Genomic DNA, 20,916 nt, shown 5'->3' with positions numbered 1-20,916 from the left:
AAAAAAGAGTGCCTGTCGCCGTGATAGCTTTGAAGGGCTTACACGGCGGATAGATGTTTGTGAAAAATCCACTGAAAACGGTTGACTGGTTAGCTGTTAAGCCGAGGCACCGGTCCGGATATGGCCATGCAGACTTTCGCCAAGCCAAGGAAGCCTAAAGCCTTCAACAGTCGTGTCGAAACCGCCATCGTTCCAATCCATGTGTCCGTGCCGGGACGGGCACGGCTGCATGTGGACGCCTTGCAAGGGGCAGGCGCGGTCAAGGACCTGCTCGAGCGGGAAGGTTGCGCGGCGCCGGGTGTGTTCAGTATCACTGCCAACGATCTGACTGGCAACGTGCTCGTCAAGTTTGAGACGACGTCAGATCTCGAATCCATCGTCAACTATCTTGCAGTTTTGCTGAGGGGGGAGATCGTAGCGCCCAGCGCTACATCACATCCCGAATGGCACACGCTGTCGGCTGGACGACTGAGTTCCTTCCTCGATGTCTCGACCGATACCGGACTTTCGCGACCCAATGCCCTTGAGCGCTTGGCCAGCAGCGGTCTCAATGCCCTCGAAGCCATTCAGCCTCGGTCGAGCGCGAACATACTTGCCGGTCAGTTTCAAAGCCTGCCAGTCGCTATGCTCCTCGGCGCCGCGGCGATCTCGATCCTGACGGGCGGGGCACTTGAAGCTGCAGCCATTCTGGCGGTGGTCGGCCTGAATGCCGCGATTGGCTATCAAACCGAAAGCAGTGCAGAACGGACGATCCAAAGCCTGGGAGCAAACGGGCCAGAAACCGCAGAGGTTATACGCGAAGGCGTCACCGCCGCCATCCCGATCAAGGAGATCGTTCCCGGCGACATCATCTCGGTGGGTCGCGGCGACGTTATCTCAGCTGATGCGCGCCTTTTGAATGCCCGGGCCCTCACTGTCAGCGAAGCGATGCTGACCGGCGAAAGCGCACCAATTTCGAAAATCGTCAGAACAGTCAAAAGATTGAAGGTACCTCTCGGCGCTCGTTCCAACATGATCTATCGCGGAACGATCGTGACGGGAGGCAGCGGTCGTGCGATCGTGGTGGCAACGGGACCACACACGCAAGCCGGCCGGATCCAGCGGCTCGTCGGAGCAGCAGTCGCTCCTGAGACGCCCATCCAAAGGGAACTGAGGTATCTCGGACAACGTCTGGGTTGGCTGACATTAGGCGCATGCGCATGCCTTGTATTGGTCGGATGGCTGCGTGGCTTCGGTTTTCTGCAGATGGCGCGCTCGGCGCTTTCCGTTGCGGTCGCCGCAGTGCCTGAAGGTTTGCCCATGGTGGCGACGACCACGCTCGCTCTCGGCGTTGAAAGACTGCGACGTGAAGGTATTCTCGTTCGAAAATTGGACGCCATCGAAACGCTTGCCGCGGCACGGGTTGCATGTTTCGACAAGACAGGCACGCTCACCTTCGGCCGCATCTCGGTCGAAACTGTAAGAATCGGCGACAAAGCCTACTCAATCGAGGACGTCAGGCGAGGCGGTGCAGACTCGAAGAGCATTTTGCGCAGCCTGTTGGAAACTTGCTGCCTTTGCAATGATACCAAGATCGATCGGGCGGGCGAGGAGCCGCATCTGGACGGCTCACCCACCGAGAGCTGCCTTGTTGAGACTGCCCTCGACAGCGGCTTGGACGTTGTCTCGTTGCGAAAGCGTTATGCCCGGATGTCCGTTCAGCATCGAAGCGAAACCTCTCGTCTCATGGTGACGCAGCATCTGACGGAACACGGTATCCTGGTGGCCGTGAAGGGAAGCCCGGACGATGTCCTGCAGCGGTGCGGAACAGAAATCCTTCCGGATGGCTCCAGCCAAGAACTCACAAGAGATCGACGCATCGCCATAGAGAAAGCAAATCTTGACATGGCATCCCGCGCTCTGCGCGTTCTCGGCGTGGCGCGCAAGCAGACGAGCGGTTCCAAGCGAAATGGGCATGATATCCAGAACCTCGCCTGGCTCGGGCTGGTCGGGATGGCCGATCAGGTGCGTCCAGGTGTTAACCGGCTCATGATCCGGCTGCACGAGGCCGGTGTTCACACAATCATGCTTACCGGCGATCAGAAAGCGACAGCCGCCGCCGTCGGCGAGCGTATAGGGCTAAAAGGCCAGGGCAAACTATCGATTGTCGATGCGGCAGATATCGAGGAAATGACGCCGGAGCAGCTTGTGCTGACCGCTCGGCGAACGCAAGTGTTCAGTCGCGTCAACCCTGCCCAGAAGCTGCAAATCGTTCGCTCACTTCAGCAGGCCGGTGTGACGGTGGCGATGGTCGGTGACGGAGTGAATGACGGACCTGCATTGAAGACCGCGGATGTGGGCATCGCGATCGGGCGAGACAGCATGAGTGCAGCCCGGGAAATAGCGGACGTGATTATCAACTCCGCTGATCTGCACGGCCTCGCGCCAACCATAGAGACCGGACGCACGACCCGACGGAACATCCGTAAAACCCTGCGCTATCTGATCAGTACCAATTTGAGCGAGATCCTCCTGGTCGTGGCAGGGACTTCAATCGGCATGGCGGCACCGCTCACGCCGATGCAGCTGCTGTGGATAAACCTGATTTCAGATGTATTGCCCGGCATTGGGCTGGCGATGGAACCACCGGAACCCGACGTCCTTCGACAGGCACCAAATGAAGGCGATTCGGCAATATTGCCGGGCAGAGAGCTCGGACGCTTAGCCGGCCAGGCTACGATCATGGGTGGTGCCGCGATGATGGCAGGTCTGTTTGGCGCGTCACGCTATGGACTGAATTCTCCGCAAACGAGAACCATGACCTTCATAAGCCTCGTCATGGCGCAGTTGCTTCACGCTTTAACCTCGCGGTCCGATGCTGAAAGTATCTTCGCTCGCAGCTCACGACCGCCCAATCGAGCATTGTCGTTGATCATCGGGGGATCAATGGTTGTTCAGACGGCGGGGCTGTTCACGCCCTTTGTGAGAAGGCTCCTCGGGATAGCGCCGATCACGGGAATGGACGCTGCCGTGACGCTTGCCGGTGGAACTCTGCCGTTCCTCACCATGGAATGGATGAAGTCGCAGCATGGTCCCGCTGAAAGGGGGCTGGCATGGAGCCGCAAGATGAAGCCAAAGGGTCCTTCGCAACGGCGTGCCGGCACCGATGCTTAAGCCGCGATTGCGATGGGTTCCTCACCTTGTTGGGCACGGGCAGGCAATCGGTGAGACTGCGGTCGCGTCATGGCGGCGACAACCGCTCGAAGGATCGGCTCGCCAAGGAGCTCCGCCAATTGGGCAACGGGATGCCGTGCGAACATGAGAGGCAAAAGTTTTGCCAGCAGGAATGCAACTTCCATGTCGCGTCCGCCGACATTATCAGCCGGCTCAATCGCTTCGCGATGGGCATGAACGGCAGATGATGTGACGATCAATCCGTGTAGGCCGAGACCGAGAGATTGCGGATCGAGGCTATCATCATGCAGGATCACCACGCTCGCCGCAGCGGGATTGATTCTGACGCTTAAGACACCCTCGGCACCGAGAAATTTTTGCTGCAGGTCAGTCAGAAAACCAATCTGATCTCGTGCTGCAGGTATCTTGAGCCGCAGACGGCCCGGTATGGAGTGAACGATCTGAACGTTCAATTATGGGCACCTCTAGCATATGTTTCACGCGTGCCATTTGCGGCGGCCGCTCGCAGGCTCAGATAAAAGATGCACGTGAAGGTCTGATGACAGTCGGAGGATCTGGCTGTGGCCGCGGTAACGCTTGGTGGCGATCGGCGCTGGCGGCAGGGATGCCCGAAAGCCGGCGACGTGGGGATGGATTGCCTCGGAATCTGCACCTTTGACTCGAGCGAGCGCAATTGTGCTGGTGGGAGACGCTTCATTATGCGAAAATAAAATTTGCTCTATCTTTCGTTCACCAATGGACCGATAGGGTCTGATGAGGCGGCGGTCATGCTTCCCACAGCAGTCATTGAACATTTGATGCCGGGCCGTCTGCGGGTGAGAGTTCCGGATCGCCGCGGCGACGTCTCCTATTTCCGCTCGGTAGTCGAGAAGCTTTCCGAGCGTCCAGAGATCGCTGGCTTGCGGGCGAACCCAATGACTGGAAGTATTCTTATCCGGCATGAAGCCGATCCGGCTTCAATTCGCGCGATTGCAACCAGCAGCGAAGTTTTCGATCTGCAGGAGGCATCAGCGCGGCGGCCTCGTCGGGTGACGGACGCCCGGAATAGACAGACGGCGGACGATGGCGCTACCGCTTCGAGAGCAAGCAGCGGGCCTGCAATTGGCTTGATGAGCCTGGCTTTCTATCAGGCATTGCGGGGCAACGCAGTGGGTCCCGCCACCGAGAATTTCTGGAACGCGTACGGCGGGCTGCGAATTCTCAATAGTCCATTGATAGCTTTCGTCTTTTGTGGCCTCGGATTTCTGCAACTGATGAAAGGCCGATGGGTAGGATCGGCATCATCCCTCATCTTCTACGCATTCGTCGTCAGGCAGCTGGCCGGTTCCGGCAATTCACAGCCTGCCAGCCGAACCGATAGAAGTCCGGAGAACCCTTAACGCATACCGTGATTTGCAGAATCTGCGATCGTGTCTCGCCTTTGCGGTATCCGACACTAACATGACAGCCGCCGTGGTGCGCCGTCCGAACCCTCTTATGCGCGGATTGGATATCGGATTTCCGTGTGTTCGTCTGGGGCCGCCGCTGTCTAAGGTCGGGCATGGATTTATCCGCCACATAGAGACATCGCCCCGTTCCGCCCTGAAGGGAATTTCTCTATGCCACAACGGACCTCGCGGTCTCGCCTGATGTTTCATCGATCAGCGTTCAGACAATCCTTGCAGAGCAAGGTCCTCTTCCTCATCCCGCTGCCGGCCTCCGAGTGCTGCTGCAGCAGAAGCAATAAAAGCACCTGTTATAAGAGACAGCGCACCGAGCATGGCCGTTGTTGCCGCTGCCTTTCGCGCCTCGTCTGCGGCTTTCTGCGCAGCGACCTTCGCGTCTTCCACACGCTTTAAGATAGCGTCGACACGGGCCTTGGCATCGGCCTCCGAAAGACCCGTGCGCGATGCCACGAGCGTAGCAAGGTAGTTTTTGTCCTCGTCTGGGATCCCGCCTTGAGCGGCGCCCTGAAGAAGTATTCTGGACACCTCAGCCGTGGCTACACCTTGGTCGGCCGTGGCCTGCGCGGGGGGCCGATCGGATCGCAGCAAAGCATCGGTGAAATAGGACGTCGAAAGATTGACCACCTGCGAGTCTGAAGATGCTGCTGCAATAGTGCCGGCAAGACCGGCCGTCGTAGCGGCGTGGCTCACGCCCTGAACTCCGGCGCCTGCAAGCGAGGTCAAAGAGGACGCGAGGAAGCCTGCGACAAAAACCGTGGCGACCGACCAACTGATCAAGCCATGGGCGGTGTCTCTGAAGAACACCTCATCAGTGTGGACAGCCGCCCATTTCGTGCGGAGCCGTCCTGTGAGGTAGCCGCCCAACGCTGCCGAGAGCCATTGCACGACCACAAGCCAAATCGCAGCGGTGACGCCGATTGACCCTGCCGAACTGCTCTGGCCCGGCCACGGCGACACCATCGTGAGCCCGACACCCGAGCCTAAAAGCAGAAGGATCAGAGTGACGCCTACGGCGGCAAAGGCGCCGCCGAAGATCGGTCCCCACGACATCGCAGACTTGGACGATTCAACCGGAGTGGCCGCGACGTCCGGGCCCGTCATGGACGTGGACATGAGCGCCTCCTATCGCATGAGGAGGACAAGGAGAATGACGATTGGCAGTGGGATGCCGAGAAGCCAGAGAAGAATACCGCGACCCATGGCGTTGCCTCCGATCTTGAGCTTTGTATATATTGCAACGTCTTAACGCTGACGTGCATGCAATGTTCCGGAAAACGGCCGCGTTCGGCGCGTACCGTACTGCAACAACCTCGATACTGGCGAAGTCCCGGTGCGCTGCGTCCGACTTCCGCAGGAGGATGCATCGTCGGCCCCCCTGCGCGGTCTCTGACCTGCTTTCCGCAAGCTCGGCGATCTCACCGGGAAAACAAAAGGTTTCGAGGTTCAGCAAGCCGACGGAAGCCCTCGGTAATGTAGAGGCCGACGGGGGCTTCGCGGAAGGGAAGAAAGGTTTGAGCGTCGGCCCCAGGCGGCAAAGTGTTTCCAGTCTGCGGCATGGGCCTTGCGGGTGTTGGCGGAATTCGCTGTCTCCACATAGCCGCGCGCCGGGTGGCGAGTTGATAGAGATGAGCCGGCAGCCTTGCGGTCTCTTCCGAAAAAAGGAAAGCGAGCCTGCTTGCATCGGACGACTGCCGCGGCATGGAAACATCACCATCGGTCGCTGTGCGCTCAGGCGGAGCAACCTTGATCTTGAACGCACCAAGACTGGCGGCATGCGAAAAGAGCCCACAGAATGCATCATCGCTCAGATGGAAATCGACACCGCTGGCGTAAGCGCACACCCGGGCTGCTCACTAAATCAAGGAGAGCGAGCTTGCCCCAGTTCGGACCTTGCCAAGCAGCAGGAGCCGCTTTCGGCCGAACTGATTGTTAAGCTCTCCCCAGTCGCTCAGCAGACAGGTCCGAGACGGCGAAGCTGGAACCGCGGCCGCAATCCAGCAACTATCGGAAACACGGCACGCTTCCTCTCGCTGGCCTTTGGATCGGGCTCTTTGGACGAGACGCTCGCCCGTCACCCCCCGAAAATGAAGCAGAATTCTTCGAATGATGTCCGATCGTTGCAACCTGTCGTAGCTTTCGGCAAACCTCGGCAACTATCTGAGGGCCTTGTTGATGGCCTGCCTGGTTTCGCTGGATCAGCGTCACGTATTCCGCAATCGAAGCCTACTTCTTCCGTGCGCAATTTGCTCCGAGCTTCGCGGCAGTCTGCGAGAAATCGCCTCACAGGCCCGCGATGAGAACAGGGGCCAGCTGAATTTTGAGACCCATCAATGGCTGCGATTTACGTGGCTTGCGATGAACAAAACATCACGGGCAACGTTTCCTCGACACCTCGATATTCAAGAAAGGAAACGATCATGGATTGGAACCGCGTCGAAGGTAACTGGAAACAGGCCAAAGGGAAAATCAAAGAGCAATGGGGCAAGCTGACCGACGACGACCTTGATCAGATCGCCGGTAAACGCGAGCAACTGGAAGGCAAGATCCAGGAGCGCTACGGCCTCGAAAAGGATCGCGTGCGTCGCGATATCGATGACTGGTATAACCGCCAGACTTGGCATTGAAACCCGGCCAACTGGTGACGAGTGATGCGGCCAGTGTGATCTGGCAATCGGTTTTTCCCAGCCGCCGGGTTCTGTGCGCGGAGCAGGAAGGCTGCAGCCGGATCCGATTTGGCCTCCCTTCGCCACGTCAGTAAACGCGAAGGGTCCTTCGGGTGAGGGCTCTTCGCGTTGATTTAAATGTTCGCCGACCTCTCAATTCTTGAACGCTTTGCGGATAACGTTTCCAGCAGCAATGCGCCGACTAGACGGACGATGGCATCGTTGTTGGCGAAGATGCCGACGACCTCTGCGTCGCTTGATCTCGCCATTGAGCCGCTCGACCGGATTGATGGAAACAAAATGACGAGTGGGCCGTGCAGCGGGCTCGCTATAATGACGCTGGAAACCATGAGCCAGATGAGCTGATGATCCCCTCATCAGCCTGCCGGCAGTGCCACGCCGATCAGTCCGGCTCACACCAGAGAGCATGTGGCCAGAGTTGTCCAGTTACACCACCACAGCGGGCACGATCCTCAAACAGCATGATCGTCGGTCCAAGCTTCGGAACTTTCCGACCCCTCCGCTTTCCGTCCGCAGGGTGCCATAGCGGGCGCTCAGCTCAACCAGCCAGCGGCCGTATCTCTCGAATAAGCTCGATGAGCAGACGCAATGCGGTTGGGACCTGTCTACGGCTAGAACAGTAAGCATGAAACCGCGGCTGATGATCTGACCGAAGCGAACGTTCAGGGCTCTTAGTGGCGGGCCTTTTCGTTTCAGTGCTTGCTCCGTCAGATGAGGTAGGGGGCGATGGGTGGTTGCGCCGCTTTGGACTGTTGCAGCGGCGCGTGCGGCCCCTCGGCTTTCAACAATCCTTCGGCACGCAATCCAGCCTCGACGTCGGCGCGCACCAAAACACGCTTGATCAAAGAAATGTTGGCGCGAATGAATGCAAAACCCGATCGCGTGCTGTTTCCGAAGAGCAATTTGAGGTGAACTTCCTCACGCCACGCCGGCGAGGAGCCACCCCCGCCCGCGTTGCGGCAGGCTGGCCCGGATATCGTAGAGATCACAACGGGAATGAAACTGACGAGCAGGGGACCATAGGCTTTGATCCGCCGTTGCGAACCTTCTTTCTGCAAGGCTTTCCGCATCCGGAAACCGACGAGTGCGCGTTGTGGTTCGGCGCGTTCCTCGAGGAATATCCCACACTCGAATCCATCATCGAAAAAGCCCGGGCGGCCGGCTACGAGGTGCGCGGGCTGACGCGGGAAATGATGGGCGATGATCAAGGAATCCGGCTGCTTCATCGAAGTCAGGTGCAATCTCCGCGATGCGTGCAATGATTTGCTGAAAGGCAAGGCGTGTCGGTCTCGGAGCAATCTCATCTCGTGGCTACTGAACGGTGCTGGCCAACTCGAGATACCTGCAGAAGGAATTGGCCAACTGCATTTGCCGAGGCGTTTTGCAATCGACGTCGAAGATTGCCGGCGATGCGACCAGTATTGCCAGACATTTCGCGCGGGAGATCGCAACGTTGAACCGATTGGAGCTGTAAAGAAACTCCATGCCTCGCGGGGCTTCCGCATAGCTCGACGTCGCCATCGAATAGATCGCGATCGGCGCTTCCTGTCCCTGGAATTTGTCAACCGTGCCAACCCTCGCGGACGGTAATCGCTTTTGGATCTCCAGCACCTGGGCGTTATACGGAGTGATGATAACTACGTCGTCGAGCGAGAGCGGGCAGACCTTGCCATCACGATCGACCCATTGGGGGTTCTCCTTCAGAATTTTGGTAACGAGCGCCGCGACCGCCTCGGCTTCCTCGATCGAGGTACTGGCATTTCCTGAATGCTGCACGGGCAAATATCGCAGCCCGGAGCCGTTTATCGCTCCGGTCGAGATTATCCGTTGTTTTCTGCAAGCGGCAACCGGGGCCAGCTTGCTCTCGTAGAATAGCTCCGAAATAAAATCACAGACGTCGGGGTGCATGCGCCAGGTCTCGGCAAGGAAAAGACCTTGCTCAGGCCGGATAGTCTGCTGGCCGCCCAATACGTGTTCAAGCGATGACACGCCAACGCCATCCGGATGGGTGCCCTGGCTCGGTTGGTCGAGCTGCTGCGGATCTCCGAGAAGCACAAGACGCTTTGCAGCTTGCGATACCGCGAGTACGTTCGCCAACGACATCTGTGCGGCTTCGTCGACAAACAGTACATCTAGGACGTCTTCGGCGTCAGCGCGTGACCAGAGAAAGCTCGTCGCGCCGGCAACATGAAAGTCGCCGGACGTCATGGCATCGATCAGATCCTCGTTCTTCTTTGCGAAGCCAAGGCGAGCCGTCCCAACCTCCGAGTTGTCGGCTTCGGGTTTCTGTATGCAACGGATGTCTAAATTCAGCTCTTCCGCCGCCTCGATGACCTTATCCAGCAGATTGCGGATCACCTTATGGCTGTTCGCCGTTATTCCAACCTTCTTGCCGTCCGCCACGAACTGGCAGATCATCCTGGCTCCGGTGTGAGATTTGCCGGTTCCCGGCGGCCCCTGTATCGGAAGGACTCCTTGCTCAAGCTTGTTTGCGATCCTTTTTGCGGTAGCCAAGGTGCTCTCACCTGCCTGCTGAAGCTCGCTTCCATCGATATGCGGAGGAAGGCGCATCAGAAGCTCGCGAGCGGCTTGAAAGCGCCCAGTGCCCGTGATGCCATTGTCGACTACGAAAGCGCCGATCCTCAACAATGCGCCGGCCTGCTCATCGGCACGGATATGTTCGTGCACAAAGACTGCTTGGGGGTGAACGGCGGCTGTGTCGGTCCTCTTTTTGATGTCGATCGTTCCGCTCTCGCTGGAGATTTCGACCACACTACCGAATTTGTTGCCACCAACCTGGCAGAGCGACTTGCCGGGCCGGACGTCCGTGTCCTGGACCACAAACTTGTATCGGTGCGTTGGCGTCTTTCCTTTGCTTACCGCGGCCTCGCCGACGAACGTGAGGCCAGCTACCGCCGCTCGCTCGTCGATAAGTTCGTCCGCACTAAGGTCCTTGAGGCGGAAATACTCCCACCAGACAGCCTTGTCTTCGCGCCGGTGCCAATCGAGAATATTGGCGAGTATCCATTGGGCATGTTGCTCGGGAGACCGTTCCGATTCATCGATGGGAATGTTCACGAGCAACTTTTCGGTCAGTTCGGCGACACGTTTCTGCCGGTCAGAAAGATCCTCGCTTGGCACTTCCTCCATGAGGGGACGGCGGGGCACATCGATGCCATCGGCGACAAGCTGCGATCGCCGCTCTTCCAGCCAGTCCCTCAGATGCCGCGTCGAAATGCAGTCGTCCTCGTTGTAGCCTTTGACGATATCCCGTTCAGCTTCCGTGATGGACGAAACATCATCGAGTTCAAGCCCCGCCTGAAAAGCGGAGAGGGCGATGTTCGCATCCCGGAGCGTCACGTTGCGCTCGTAGCCATAGAAAGTCTCGAGCCGTTTGATCGAGTAGCTCTCGACGCTCGCCCGGACACCGTTTCTCACGACGCTATAGAGATCGACGAACACCAGATTTCGAAGGAAATGATCGATTTCGTCTTCGCGTGTCGCATAGCGACCCATCAGTCTCTTCAACGCCGCCGGCTCATAGGGTGCAAAGTGGTAGACGTGCAGACCAGGATACGTCTTCCTTCGCTCGACAACGAAGTCTACGAACCGCTCGAACGCTGCTTTCTCGCCCGCCCGGTCGAAAGACCAATCGCAGACATAGGCGGGCTGCCCACCATCGTCTTGGTAGTGATATCCGAACAGGTACTCCAGCCCGTGTTCACCGACAAAGGGATCGCCTTCGAGATCGAAGAAGACATCTCCTTCGTTGGGTTCCGGCAGCCCTGAGAGCCCCAGCCCGGTTTCGACGGGAAGAAGCTCGAAGTTCGGTTTGCAGGTGTGACGGGCTTCCGCCTGGATACGCGCCTGCTCACGCACGCGCTCATAGGATTGAGCCGCCCCGCGTTCTGGTTTCCAAGGCATCGGCAATGGCATCTGGGCAAGCGCATCCAGAGTGTTGATATCGTGCGATGTAAGTTCCGCTATCTGATTACGGCTGATGCCTGCCACGAACGACAGGTGGTCGTCGTCGCGCCGGCGTTTGTCGCAGATCTCAAACCACCGACAGATGTCGCAGTGGCCCGTCGGCTCTGGATAGGTGTCCCTGACGCCATTGGCGACGGCAGCCTCCGTAGCGCTCTTGGCCTTGCGATAATATGCGCCATAGTCGGCGACGCGCAGCCGTTCAGGTTTGAATTCCGTCCAAGGTACAACGACATAGGTGAACTCCGGCTCGCAGCCCTGAGCCGCGGCCAGAAGATCAGAGTAAAGACAGAGCTGCAGGACCGTTCCGCCGCGTGTCTCCCGAGCCAGTTTGGTGTCATAGATCTCGTATGACCAGTCACCTAGCTTGCTCGGTCTGGCGACTTTCCGCAGCACGTCGACACGGCCAGCCCAGTTTCCGTTTCTCAGCGCTCCTTGCACGATGACATCCACGCCGCGCTTCATTGCCGCGATCGTCGCCGAGACGTAAGTGTCCTCGATGCCAACGCCTCCGATCTGTTCAACACTCAGGGCTAAGCTAACCAGATGCTCGATGAAAGCTGCCTCGTGCCGGAACCCTCGCTCACGTAGGATTTCGAGAAGCGGATCCCATTGTGTCGGCTTTGCAAGCTCACCCGCGATGGATCTGAGATCGAGACCGGTGAGATGTCCACAGTTAAGATGGCCCACCAGATCGGAGGAGCTCAGTTGTATTTGGTTGAGAACCGCTTTCATGAGCTCATCCTATGAGAGAGAAAACGAGTATGCCAGTGGGCATTTTGATGTCGGCGAATCACCGATCTCCCTGTTTTGAATCGCGGTCACCATGGTAGAGATCCCATATGGGATTCGGGGTTTTCATTCACCGCACAGATTCGATCTACGACGATAGCCCGGCTGAGCAATATCAGTTTCCCGGCCAGTATCTTGGTCGGGTCAAAGCCTGTGTCGGAGACTGGATTATCTATTACGAGCCCCGGAAGGTGGCGGCGACGCGCGGATATTTTGCCGTCGCCAAGGTCGCGCAGGTCATTCCGGATCCCAAAGCACCGGGCATGTATCTGGCGCTGATCGAACGCGGCAGCTATCTCGACTTCGTCAATCCCGTTCCGTTCAATGGGCCAGATGGTGTTATCGAACGAGGTGTGCTGAACGAGGAGGGCCGGATCTCCGGGCGGGCGCAGGCAGCGGTGCGCCCGGTATCGGCTGCGGATTTCAATCGCATCCTATCGATCGGACTTGCGGAAGATGAGTCTGAACTGCCGCGATCGGGTGAACCAGTGGAAGCGCCATCGTCGGTCGGGTTTTCAGATGGCGGCCAGGCGCCGTTTGTGTTCGAACAGGAGCGGGATCGGGTTATCCAGTTGTCGTCCCGGATAGTTCGCGACCGACTGTTTCGTCGTCTGGTGCTGCAGGCTTATGACAAAAGATGCGCGATCACGGGATTGAAGCTGATCAATGGTGGCGGCCGCGCCGAGGTCGATGCGGCTCATATCCGTCCGGTAGAGGCAAATGGCCCCGATATCCTATCCAATGGCATCGCACTGTCCGGGACTGCCCACTGGATGTTTGACCGCGGGCTCATCGGCCTGTCGGATGATCTCGAAATCCTGATCTCGCGTCAAGCGAACGATCCTGACAGCATTCAAGGCCTTCTGATCAAGACCGGCAAAGCGATCGTGCCGAACGGAATTTCCGAGCGGCCGCATCCCCAGTTCCTCAGGTGGCATCGCGAGAGCTGCTTCAAGCAATGAAGGCGACGACTGCGGTAAGTTGATCGGATCATCCGGATCAGTCCAGCGAGGCCGATGTTCTGGCGGAGCATCCTTGCAAATTTCTTCAGCCCATTTTGCTGAAGCGCGTCGATGAACCCTTCAGCCGTTGGCGTTGTCTTGCGCAGATTAAGCCGCGCAAGTCTGACACTCGAAAGAAGCGTCTCGGGAAACGTATTGTGAAGGTCAGCCAGGAAATCATCTGGCGACTTGCTCGTTACGCCGTAAGGACGCAGGTCTTGTCTCGGGAAATCCTTGAGGTTCCAGATGACGATGGTAGAAGCTTTTCCAGCAATGGCAGCGGCGAGTACATGCCGATCGTCAAGGTCAGCTAGTTTAAGACCCTCGATCAACGGACGATAATTCACCACGTCCGCCTCCGGGAGGACGACCTTCATAGGGTCGCGCGTGAGCTCCAGGCGTTCCATGGGCAAATCCGGAGTGTTAGCGGCGAGATTGCGCATCCACTCGCCGTGGATATCGTCGGTCCAGCGCGCTTCGACAAGGCCATCAAAGGCGCACTGGATCAGGACATTCCGCAGATGAAATGGATAGAGGACGCAGGCATCATAGACCGCGACAGGCGGTTTAGAGGCCATGGGTCTGGATCAGGTCCTCGGTATCTTCGGCAAGCGCGTCAACCGCCGCTTGACGGACGTCGAGCCTGGATTTCAGCTCGAGCACATCCTTTAGAAGAGCACGGCGATGTTTGCCCACGTAGCGGAACGGCAGATCGCCCCGATCCATGCGCAGGACGACGAGGGGACGAGAGATGCCGAGAATAGCCGCCGCCTCGGTCGGGCTCAGTTCTTGGTCTTCGGCCAGCACGGCAACACGTTCGCCGCGCAGCATGTGCGCCAAAAGCGCCTCAACTGCCGCGGCGGCCGAGGGCGGTATCGAGAGCGTCTGTTCCTTCCCGCCTTCATGACGAACATGAAGTTCCAGCCTGTCGCCCGCGCCCAGTTTCGGCAGAGGCGAGGCTGCCTTGCGATCGCGATCCGACAGTCCGGCGAAGTGAACGATTTGGCTGGCCATGGCGATATCTCCGGATATCGCCAATATAGTGCCTGCAGCCGGTAACTGCAATAACTGAAAGTTTGCGAAATGCGATTGAGTTAAGGGATTTGGCCGTCTGACCGAAGCCGCTCAGAATTTCATCTCTAAATCAAATAACTAATCCATTGGACGGCGTCGCGATGGGTTCGAGTCCTTTCAAGAGCGAGGGATAGAGAACTGCCTTCACACCGACGCGGCGGTCTCATTTGGCTGTAGCCGATCGTCCGCGATGGGGTAGGGAGCCGACGTCCCAAGCGAACAGGCGGGCTGAGGGGCACGATTTCCCGGCTGCCGTATGCGCACAGATCATGGGATGGCTACGCGGATTTAGGCGCGAATCCTGGCGATGTTCCACCCTGAGCGGGTCAGGTCTGCAGGGCAGATTTCGACTACCGATGCAGTTGCCGTCGTTTCAAAGAGGCTTTAGGAGGCTGAAAAGCTCACGGAGCGGCCGCGCTGTTCCCGTGCTTATACCGAGGAGGCAAATCAGATGCCGTCCACCCGCTTGGCCGAGGCTGGCATTCCAGCAAGCTTTGGTCCTCAAGGGTAGGGAAAATGACGAGGGCCATGAATCGATTACGCGGACGCCGATGGAGGTAACCGATCGCTCGCAGAACAGCGGAACCGAGGTTTGCCGTTCTCAAGAGTGAGACGCTTGCATTCGGTCGGAACCTTGCGTCTGCCGACCAGTTCTTCTTGTTGAAAACGCGAGTACCGAGCTTTTGACTGAGAAAGTTGCCACTCCGCCCAAAAAGGGCGATCCCAAAGCACAGCCCGTCCGTCGTCCCGCTCCTCAAGATCCGGCGCCGAAATCCGATGAACGCCAAAAACCACCTCGGGATACAAGAGATGCGCCGGCGCCAAACCCGAATGGCGAGCCCTTCGACGCCCCTCGTCGCGCCGAAGGCTAGCCGTCCTCCGGAAGCTAAGTAGCCATCTGAGATCAAGTTCCAGAATGCGTTGATGTGGCCAGGCGACTAGGGGCTGAGTGAAAACTCCAGAACCGAATTGATGCTGACGTGAAGGAGCGTGCCACTGCGGTTTTAGAGAACATGGGATTGACCGTTTCGGACGCCGTCCGAATTCTCTTAACCCGGACAGCCAATGAGGGCACCATACCGCTTGAACTTGCAAGCCACTGCGAGGCTCGCGATGCTTGGTTTCGGGCTAATGTGTTGGAGGCGCTTGAGGATACTCGAGCCGATCTCGATTATGCTGACGCCGATGCGATTTTGCACGAGCGCCGAGCGGCGGCTTTGCACAAAGCACAGGCGCGTGATCGATGAAGCTCGTTTGGGCGCGATATGCGCTTGACGATCGTGCAACCATCTTAGCTACATTGAAAGAGAGAATCCACGGGCAGTCCACGTTGACGAGGAGATCGTCCGCGCTACACGTCGTTTACTTGAATAATTCCGAAAGCGATCTGTCCTGGCCGGATTGCTGGAACTCGGGAGCTTATTATGCCGCGCACGCCATACGTCGCAGCCTATGTCGTGACAGCCGATAAGATATGCATCCTGCGTGTTCTGCACGGCGCGCAGACGTGGCCTACCGAGCTCGAGGGCGACTAGTCACAGCTACATCATGGGTCTTGGTGGTCGCTTTACTCCTGGACATATAGACTGTCGCAGCGCCTTCGAAGACAGGAAAATCATGATCGCAGCTTACATTGACGAATTCATCATGTTTTGCGCCGGCCTGTGGATGACGGCCGTTGGCTTTGATCATCTGCCGCTATCAAGGAACCCGCGCAACAGATTGCCCGTAGTTCGACACTTCAAGTGGATGGGTCCCTTGCTACTCGCGATCGCCATCGTTCTGGCCGCCGCCGAACCAATGGCAGTCGACGCTTACTGACGCAGGCTCTGAACCACCGGCCATTACAAAAAGCGACTGCGGTAGATCAAGGGGCTGACGCTATAGTGCCTACGAAACTGCAGCCTCAGGTTTTCGGCGCTTCCAAGTCCGGCCACGCTCGCGATGTCGCCGGGTGCGAGGCGGGGTTGCGGGATAAGCGCGCGGACGACGGCGACGCGCTGAAGCTGGCCACCGGACAATTCGCGGGGAAATTGGCCTTTCACTTCTTCAAGGGTCAAGCCGACCTGCATCAGGGTGGCCCGCTCCGCCTGCCGCCGGTCCGGACGATTTCTCGGCGCCGACAGATTGCGGGGCCGTCTCGAAGATAACGATACGCTTCATTTTCTTCCGCCTGATCATGCCGGATACTTTTTCCGCGGCTTTGCAGACGATGCCGTTTGCCACCTGGTTACCAAAAAACCACAATTGCCTCACCTAGATCATACGTCGACAACAGACATAAAGAATTGGATCAACGCTGAATGCGCATACCCTACGTTTTTCTCGGTGCATTTCTTGCAATCGTACAGTCCGCATATGCTGAAGTCGCACCACCGCCTCTTTTGAAGCCGCTGACGCGACAGGCGCAAGCCGCCCAGTTAAGTGCGCAATTTTTTACGCGGTATAGCTACAGGCCCATTCCGCTCGACGACACCTTGTCGGCCAGGATCATGGATCGGTTCATCAAGTCACTTGATCCCGACCGCATGCTCTTCCTGCAAGCGGACGTCGACAGGTTCATGTCTGACCGCAGCGAGATAGACAATGCGATAGAACGGAAGGACTTGAAGATCCCATTTGCCATCTTCAACGCCTATGAACAGCGCGTTGTTGATCGCATGAACTACGCGCGCAACTTGCTTAAGCAGGACTTCGACTTCGGCGCACAGGAAAACTATTCCGTGCTGCGCGATAAAGAGCCTTGGCCACAGTCGGAGGCCGAGAGCAATGAGCTTTGGCGCAAGCGCGTCAAAAGCGACTGGTTGCGGCTGAAGCTGGGCGGCAAAACCGACGCGGCTATTCGCGAAACGCTCGATAAACGTTATGAAAACACGCTCGAGCGCGCTTACAAGTTTAAAAGCGACGATGTTTTCCAGTCGTTCATGGACGCCTATTCAACGTCGATTGATCCGCACACGGACTATTTCGGCGCGGCCGCTTCAGCCGACTTCAATGTCTCGATGAAGCTCTCGCTGTTTGGTATCGGTGCTGTGCTGCAGGAACGCGATGACTACACGACGATCCGTGAGCTCGTGCCTGGCGGGCCGGCGCAGCTGTCCGGCAGCCTCTCGGTCGGAGACCGCATTACCGGCGTTGGTCAAGGCAAGGATGGGGCGATCAAAGAAGTGGTGGGCACGCGCCTTGATGAAGTCGTGCAGATGATACGCGGGAAAAAAGGCTCCGTCGTGCGGTTGGACATCCTGCCGGCAGACGCTGGAGCAGATGGCACGCATCGCATTATCAGCCTGGTGCGCGATAAAATCAGTCTCGATAAGCAGGCTGCCAGGAAGGCTGTGCTGTCCGTGAAGACGGGCGACGCCACGCGCAAAATCGGGATCATTACTTTGCCGGTATTCTATGAGGATTTTGAAGCCAAGCGCAAAGGAGACAAGGATTACAAGAGCGCAAGCCGCGACGTCGCCAAACTTCTCGACGAACTGAAGCAGGAAAAGGTCGACAGTGTTCTCATTGACCTGCGCAACAATGGCGGCGGTTCATTGGACGAGGCGATTGATTTGACCGGTCTCTTCATCGGCAATGACCCGGTTGTTCAGCAACGCAGCAGCAACGGCAAGATCGAAGTCAAAAGCGCTGAGTTTGCAGCGCCTGTCTGGACAGGCCCGATGGGTGTCCTGATCAATCGCGGCTCGGCGTCGGCTTCGGAGATTTTTGCCGCGGCCATCCAAGACTACGGTCGAGGCGTGATCGTCGGCGAACCCAGTTTCGGGAAGGGCACCGTTCAAACCGTCATTGATCTTGACCAGATCGTTCACCACAGCAAACCCGAATTCGGGGAGCTGAAAGTGACGATTGCGCAGTTTTTCCGGGTCAACGGCGGGACCACGCAGCTGCGCGGCGTGAAGCCTGATATCAGCTTGCCGGGACTTTCCGATCCGACGAGCATCGGCGAGACCAGTTATGACAATGCGCTACCGTGGGCGCAGATCAAGCCCGCGAACTACGCTTCCGACGACACGGTCAAGACTTTGCTGCCGACATTGCAAAGCCGCCATGATGCGCGGGTTAAGGGTGATCCGGATTTCCAACGTCTGCTGCAAGACATTGCCGACCTCAAGGCGCAGCGCGAGAAAGGGGTTGTTTCCCTGAATGAAGCGGAACGTCGCAACGAAGCGACTGCTCGAAAGAATCGGTTCAAGGCTCGAGCGCAGGCAAGCGATGGCGAGGATCCTGGTGGAGATGATGGTCTGGAGGCAGATGAGCGCAGCCTGAGCGCTGCTATTGCCATCGAGAATGCCCGCAAGAAGGCAAAAGACGTCCTGCTGGACGAGGCCGCCGCGATTCTTGCAGACGAGACGGATTTGCAGGAACACGTCGGAGAGGCAGCCACAAAGCAATCGGGAAACGCGAACGGAAAATAAGTCACACCGACCGGGGCAGCGGTATGGGTAGCTTCGCAATCGTCAGGTCCGGGTTAGACGAATGGATGCCGGCGACTAATGTCATCAATCGATCTTCGGGCAGACGGGGAGGGGATTTACGAAGCAAGGCGGGATCGGCGATGCGCTCCGCGACCATCCACTTCACGGCGCGGCGAAGGCGTTCCGGCGTCCAGTCGAGCTGCTTGAGCACGTGAGCGATGTCGTCCCATGTGTGGTCCGGCCTCATGCGCCGGACGGTGGGAAGCCATTGGCTCGCGGAAGCGATGCGATCGCCGTAGGCGGCTTTCTGCGCGGCAGTCATTTTGGCCAACGCATCTGGGCGTTTTTCCCGGATCTCCGGGTTGCCAGGCAGCCGGCCGAGCGGAGCTCAATCTCCTGGGCCTCAGTCGCTTGCTCGCTCCTCCGTCGAAACGCGTGCGTAGCCTACAAGTTGGCCTTTCGCCTGTTTCATGTCGGTCTCGCCTGAGAATCACAGCAGACACGATATGACGATCCGATCAACATTTCCGAAAAACGTGTCGATGAAAAAGAAAAATGGCGACATATCACCCTCAGCACTCATCAGTGCATGCCCTTTGAGCTTCCCTGCGCTGGCCGGGGAAATGGATGCGAGCGTTTCGGAATTTGCTACTGGCCCCATGATGCACGCCGCTATCTCACAATCCAGTTTTCGAGGGTGAGGCCGCGAATGCGCTGGAACTCGCGTGTATTGTCCGTCACAAGTGTCAGGTCTAGCGCACAGGCATGCGCGGCGATCAATAGATCGTTGAGGCCAAGCGTCTGCCCCGCTGCTTCCAACTCCGCACGGATGGCGCCGTATTTGATGTCGGCGGGGATATGCATGGGCAGTATGGGAAGCGTTTCGAGCACGCTTTCGACCTTGGCCAGTAGCTTGGCTGATCCCTTTTTTGCGCAACCGTATCGCAACTCCGCTGCGACGATGATGCTGGTGCAAATCTCTTTGGGATCGATCTCTTCGATGCGGCGAGCCGCCGGTCCGAAGGGATTGCGTATGATGTCGCTGATGATGTTCGTATCAAGCAAGTACCCGTTCAAAAAATGTTCTCCGGCTTTGCAGGCATATCCTCAATATCCGGGAACTGGTCTTCGGGCCCGAGCGGAGGCTCCTTCTTCCACTCGGCAATAAGCTCCGCGAAATTGGACGGCCCGGTTACAGGCTCGATGATGAGCTTATCCCCCTCGCGGTGGATCATCACGCGATCCCCTGGCAACTCAAATTCCGCAGGGATGCGCACCGCCTGACTACGGTTGTTGCGGAACAGCTTCACTTCTTTCGGTCTTGATGACGGCAATGAAATAGGCATATGGCAGCCTCCGTTGTATATGCCACAATGTATATGCCGTGTTGCGCCGATTCAAGTCCGACTGCTCGTTCATCGCGGCGCAAGGTCGGGCGCAGGAGGTCGCTCGGCCCACCCCCTAATCCTAGCGGCTTTAAAACTCGGTGCCGATAAGAAGGCCTTGCGCACTAACGGTGGTCGGCTCACACCGGATTTCCAAACGCAGAAGATGCGGATAAACGATCGTTTGTGGGCGTTTCTGTAGGAAGTGCCACCTATTGCTTGGCATGAGAACGTGGACTATATATCCCAAAGTATCTATATCATTCAGGATATGATCGCCGTTTCCGGTGATGACGACCCGGTGTGCCCGCCAGCCGACCTGGAAAACATTACCACCCGCGTGCAGCAGGGCCGGCATCTGTCGTTGCCGGGCCGGCATATCGTCAACATCGAGTCGGCGCACGCGTTCAATGCCGCACTTCTGGAATTTTCGATAACAAGGCGGCAGACGTTGGCTGCGACAATTGTGCCGATTCGCTTCCCTGCTACGCGGGCAGGGATATCAACTCGTGCAGGAGGCGTGATGCGACGCCTCTTTTGGAAGTTTTTCGTGGTGGTCCGGTTGACCTTAACCGCCGCGATCGCATTCGTCGCGCTCAATTTAATTTTCGACTTCGTGCCGCCGAAGAGGTACAGTCACGAAATTCTTGAGCGGACGACTTTGGATGCTGCCGCCGCGATTTTGTCAACGAAAGGGCTCGATCTGGCGGACGCCTTCGCGACTGCAACAGCAATCGTCCGCTGTCGGCTCCCTCACTGCTCTCATGCGTTCTTCCGTTGGCCAATGTTGGTCAAATGAGAACGAAAATGGGTACTTCACAATATGATCCTAACGCACTGGGACGTCCGGCTTGGAAAGCCAGCCGAAAGGTCGGTATAGAGAAGCCGCTGAAACAGCGCCAGATTTGGGCGATCCGCTTCTTCCTCGATAGGGAAGGGCGCACGAGAGACCGCGC

The 20,916-nt window shown here is 57.8% G+C and carries 16 protein-coding genes and 4 pseudogenes; 8 read left to right on the top strand and 12 right to left on the bottom strand.

The window, feature by feature from the left end:
- The first annotated feature begins 120 nt into the window (after positions 1-120).
- Positions 121-3,153, top strand: coding sequence for a cation-translocating P-type ATPase (locus ACZ9BX_RS20855; RefSeq protein WP_087004533.1), 3,033 nt, complete (start codon positions 121-123; stop codon positions 3,151-3,153).
- Here the strand turns inward: ACZ9BX_RS20855 and ACZ9BX_RS20850 are convergent.
- The 3 genes from ACZ9BX_RS20850 to ACZ9BX_RS20840 form a co-directional block, all read right to left on the bottom strand.
- The gene (locus ACZ9BX_RS20850; RefSeq protein WP_087004531.1) at positions 3,150-3,626 is read right to left on the bottom strand and encodes an HMA2 domain-containing protein; all 477 of its coding nucleotides are present in this window, start codon (positions 3,624-3,626) and stop codon (positions 3,150-3,152) included. The two genes, ACZ9BX_RS20855 and ACZ9BX_RS20850, sit on opposite strands and share 4 nt — an antisense overlap.
- 24 nt (positions 3,627-3,650) lie before the next feature.
- Positions 3,651-4,115 (bottom strand): hypothetical protein, encoded by a 465-nt coding sequence (locus ACZ9BX_RS20845; RefSeq protein ID WP_132568785.1) that lies wholly within the window; start codon positions 4,113-4,115, stop codon positions 3,651-3,653.
- Positions 4,116-4,814: 699 nt separating this feature from the next.
- Complete coding sequence (locus ACZ9BX_RS20840) at positions 4,815-5,732, bottom strand: hypothetical protein (protein WP_087004525.1); 918 nt, start codon at positions 5,730-5,732, stop codon at positions 4,815-4,817.
- Between the two features lie 1,304 nt (positions 5,733-7,036).
- Here ACZ9BX_RS20840 and ACZ9BX_RS20835 point away from each other — a divergent pair.
- Positions 7,037-7,243 carry a CsbD family protein gene (locus tag ACZ9BX_RS20835; RefSeq protein WP_087004564.1) on the top strand — a complete coding sequence of 69 codons (207 nt, stop codon included), beginning with the start codon at positions 7,037-7,039 and terminating at the stop codon, positions 7,241-7,243.
- Between the two features lie 218 nt (positions 7,244-7,461).
- On the opposite strand, the pseudogene ACZ9BX_RS20830 reads toward ACZ9BX_RS20835, so the two are convergent.
- From ACZ9BX_RS20830 to ACZ9BX_RS20820, 3 genes and pseudogenes are all read right to left on the bottom strand, one after another.
- Positions 7,462-7,570, bottom strand: a pseudogene (locus ACZ9BX_RS20830) (transposase); the annotation flags it as partial.
- Between the two features lie 440 nt (positions 7,571-8,010).
- Positions 8,011-8,529: a hypothetical protein gene (locus ACZ9BX_RS20825; protein ID WP_476220268.1), complete on the bottom strand. Its 519-nt coding sequence runs from the start codon at positions 8,527-8,529 to the stop codon at positions 8,011-8,013.
- Between the two features lie 85 nt (positions 8,530-8,614).
- A complete protein-coding gene (locus ACZ9BX_RS20820) occupies positions 8,615-12,022 on the bottom strand; it encodes a TM0106 family RecB-like putative nuclease (RefSeq protein WP_476220143.1) in 3,408 nt (1,135 codons plus the stop codon).
- A 107-nt stretch (positions 12,023-12,129) separates the two neighbouring features.
- Here ACZ9BX_RS20820 and ACZ9BX_RS20815 point away from each other — a divergent pair, with 107 nt between their 5' ends.
- The gene (locus ACZ9BX_RS20815) at positions 12,130-13,041 is read left to right on the top strand and encodes an HNH endonuclease (RefSeq protein ID WP_087004512.1); all 912 of its coding nucleotides are present in this window, start codon (positions 12,130-12,132) and stop codon (positions 13,039-13,041) included.
- Here the strand turns inward: ACZ9BX_RS20815 and ACZ9BX_RS20810 are convergent.
- Entirely contained in the window at positions 12,933-13,523 is a 591-nt protein-coding gene (locus ACZ9BX_RS20810; RefSeq protein ID WP_476220141.1) for a VapC50 family PIN domain-containing toxin, read from the bottom strand. The genes ACZ9BX_RS20815 and ACZ9BX_RS20810 overlap by 109 nt on opposite strands.
- A 124-nt stretch (positions 13,524-13,647) precedes the next feature.
- Positions 13,648-14,094: a helix-turn-helix domain-containing protein gene (locus tag ACZ9BX_RS20805; RefSeq protein ID WP_087004506.1), complete on the bottom strand. Its 447-nt coding sequence runs from the start codon at positions 14,092-14,094 to the stop codon at positions 13,648-13,650.
- Positions 14,095-15,122: 1,028 nt separating this feature from the next.
- Between ACZ9BX_RS20805 and ACZ9BX_RS20800 the strand changes: the two genes are divergently transcribed.
- The 3 genes and pseudogenes from ACZ9BX_RS20800 to ACZ9BX_RS20790 all read left to right on the top strand — a co-directional run bounded on the left by ACZ9BX_RS20800 (position 15,123) and on the right by ACZ9BX_RS20790 (position 15,975).
- Positions 15,123-15,401: a type II toxin-antitoxin system RelB/DinJ family antitoxin gene (locus ACZ9BX_RS20800; protein WP_087004503.1), complete on the top strand. Its 279-nt coding sequence runs from the start codon at positions 15,123-15,125 to the stop codon at positions 15,399-15,401.
- Positions 15,398-15,689, top strand: a pseudogene (locus ACZ9BX_RS20795) (type II toxin-antitoxin system RelE/ParE family toxin). The gene ACZ9BX_RS20800 and the pseudogene ACZ9BX_RS20795 overlap by 4 nt, the downstream one beginning before the upstream one ends.
- Before the next feature lie 82 nt (positions 15,690-15,771).
- Complete coding sequence (locus tag ACZ9BX_RS20790; protein ID WP_087004500.1) at positions 15,772-15,975, top strand: hypothetical protein; 204 nt, start codon at positions 15,772-15,774, stop codon at positions 15,973-15,975.
- Between the two features lie 23 nt (positions 15,976-15,998).
- Here ACZ9BX_RS20790 and ACZ9BX_RS20785 read toward each other — a convergent pair.
- Positions 15,999-16,286, bottom strand: a pseudogene (locus ACZ9BX_RS20785) (hypothetical protein); the annotation flags it as partial.
- 171 nt (positions 16,287-16,457) lie between these two features.
- Here ACZ9BX_RS20785 and ACZ9BX_RS20780 point away from each other — a divergent pair.
- Positions 16,458-18,575, top strand: coding sequence for a carboxy terminal-processing peptidase (locus ACZ9BX_RS20780; protein ID WP_087004494.1), 2,118 nt, complete (start codon positions 16,458-16,460; stop codon positions 18,573-18,575).
- 10 nt (positions 18,576-18,585) lie between these two features.
- On the opposite strand, the pseudogene ACZ9BX_RS20775 reads toward ACZ9BX_RS20780, so the two are convergent.
- From ACZ9BX_RS20775 to ACZ9BX_RS20765, 3 genes and pseudogenes are all read right to left on the bottom strand, one after another.
- Positions 18,586-18,954 (bottom strand): annotated as a pseudogene (locus ACZ9BX_RS20775) (recombinase family protein); the annotation flags it as partial.
- A 293-nt stretch (positions 18,955-19,247) separates the two neighbouring features.
- The gene (locus ACZ9BX_RS20770; protein ID WP_132568737.1) at positions 19,248-19,652 is read right to left on the bottom strand and encodes a type II toxin-antitoxin system VapC family toxin; all 405 of its coding nucleotides are present in this window, start codon (positions 19,650-19,652) and stop codon (positions 19,248-19,250) included.
- Complete coding sequence (locus ACZ9BX_RS20765; RefSeq protein ID WP_027512589.1) at positions 19,649-19,921, bottom strand: AbrB/MazE/SpoVT family DNA-binding domain-containing protein; 273 nt, start codon at positions 19,919-19,921, stop codon at positions 19,649-19,651. The genes ACZ9BX_RS20770 and ACZ9BX_RS20765 overlap by 4 nt, the downstream gene beginning before the upstream one ends.
- A gap of 271 nt (positions 19,922-20,192) precedes the next feature.
- Here ACZ9BX_RS20765 and ACZ9BX_RS20760 point away from each other — a divergent pair, with 271 nt between their 5' ends.
- Entirely contained in the window at positions 20,193-20,759 is a 567-nt protein-coding gene (locus ACZ9BX_RS20760) for an alpha/beta fold hydrolase (protein ID WP_244564830.1), read from the top strand.
- Positions 20,760-20,916 lie beyond the last annotated feature (157 nt).

The organism is Rhizobium sp. USDA 3886 (assembly GCF_056279785.1).
Note: the sequence above shows the minus strand (reverse complement) of the source record. Positions and strands in the feature narration are given on the sequence as shown.